The sequence below is a fragment of the Paenibacillus piscarius genome (assembly GCF_022234545.1).
In the GTDB taxonomy this organism is placed as follows: domain Bacteria; phylum Bacillota; class Bacilli; order Paenibacillales; family Paenibacillaceae; genus Paenibacillus_AQ; species Paenibacillus_AQ piscarius.
The window spans coordinates 1-1612 of sequence record NZ_JAIEUI010000048.1 but is presented as its reverse complement, the minus strand read 5'-3'; the positions used below and the strand labels follow the sequence as shown (position 1 = coordinate 1612).

Here is a 1612-nt window from a genome sequence, read left to right as displayed (position 1 = left end):
GGATTTAAAGTCATTTTTTCAAAAATCAGGCGATTTTCTGGGAGTCTCTCAACTGCTGGTTTAACTTATCTAATGCAAACTTACTCAAATTGTACGCTAGCGTACTGAGCTGGAAATCGACACTTGCCCGGACCCCGCGGTGACGTGTACGTTTCATCCCGAAATACTCTTTGAGATAGGCAAACACACGCTCCACGGCCGTACGCTTGTTGTACAACGTGGTAAAACTTTCGCTACCTCTCGCAGGATAGATGTGCAAACGCAAATCCGTTTGTATGCGTATTTTAAACACTTTTTGGCAATCGGTACCGGAAAGCGCACAGCCTTTGCATTCGCTAGGCCGGGTGTACTTCAGGGTCTCATACTTGGCATCAAAACTGTCGTAACGATACGCATGCCCCTCAGCACACAACGGCGTGTAATCCAGATTCATTCCCGCAGGCGGGTCTTTGTGGTGAATCAGGGGAATCGCAGGATAGGCGCCGAGCGAATGAATCAACTGGTAGATGGCCGCGCAGTCGTATCCTTTGTCGCCCAAGATATGCTTGACCTTTAGCATGGGAAACTTCAGGAGCAGGCCTTTGAGAAGGACGACCGCCATACGCTGGTCACTCGGATTGGCTGAACTCCAGAGGCCACTGAGGATATATTGGCTGTCCGTATCGACCAGCAGATTGGCCTTGAATCCATAATAGCTGGTCATTCGGCCCTTTGTATTTCGCTTGTCACAACGCGCAGCTTGCCGGGGCAACGCAGTCAGCAGTTCATCGTACGTGTAAGGCAGCATCGCTTCAATGGTTTTCTGGAACGGTCCGAGACTTTGTTCATAGGCTTCCTGTTCCTCGCGTCGACGTTCCCTTTCCGCATTCGTTGGACGCCCACGCTTGTTGTACCTGGGTTTCTTCGGCGGCTCGTTCACCGTCTGAGGCTCAGACTCAGTACGTTCGAGCTGAAGTTGCTCGGCCGCCGGGGCTTCGCCTTTCTTTTGCCCTTGGCGAGCCGCACGACGCTTGGAAGCCGATTCGCTAAATTGGCAATCCCACGCCTCGACCATGGAGGAATCCACAGCCAGATGGGTGCCGGTTACAAAGCCTTCTTCTAGGGCAGAGGTGACTAGGCAATCCTGAAGTTGTTCCAGCATTCCCGTTTGCTCTAGGGCATGAATCAAACGAGAATAGGAGGCCTGGCTTGGAATGTTGTCCGAGCCCGTAAACCGGCACTGAATTCGGAATTCGTGGCTATGAATCAGTCGCCGGACCAAGGCAGAGACAAACTCAATGTTCTCCATTTTGGCAATCAGCAGCGAGTAGATCATGGCAGGTACGTTTAATTGTTCAGGCCGTCCACGGTGGCTCTTTTTCCCCAGTGCGAACAGAACTGGAGCTAAATGTAAGTGTTCAAAGATTTGGTTGTATTTATCTTCCGGACCCATCTGGAGCAATTCCTCAAAGGAAAACAGTTCTTCTTGTCGAATAGAATAGATAGGGATTACCTCTTTTCTTCTCGGGTGTTGGTTTCGTCGCCTATAACTTCGAGAATTTGGGGAGGTACTCCTTTTTCTATGCTCAAAAAAACCAGATATAACAAGGGTTTTGAATTATGAAATTGTCTC

At 49.9% G+C, this 1612-nt stretch carries 1 protein-coding gene; it reads right to left on the bottom strand.

Translation table 11 applies throughout. The features are described from left to right. Positions 1-25 precede the first annotated feature (25 nt). Entirely contained in the window at positions 26-1432 is a 1407-nt protein-coding gene (locus K1558_RS32585) for a transposase (RefSeq protein WP_238656281.1), read from the bottom strand. Between the last annotated feature and the right edge of the window lie 180 nt (positions 1433-1612).

What these genes read in the sequence shown, in the direction of transcription:
- K1558_RS32585 (WP_238656281.1), bottom strand. Translation starts at nt 1,432, where the DNA reads ATGGGTCCGGAAGATAAATACAACCAAATCTTTGAACACTTACATTTA.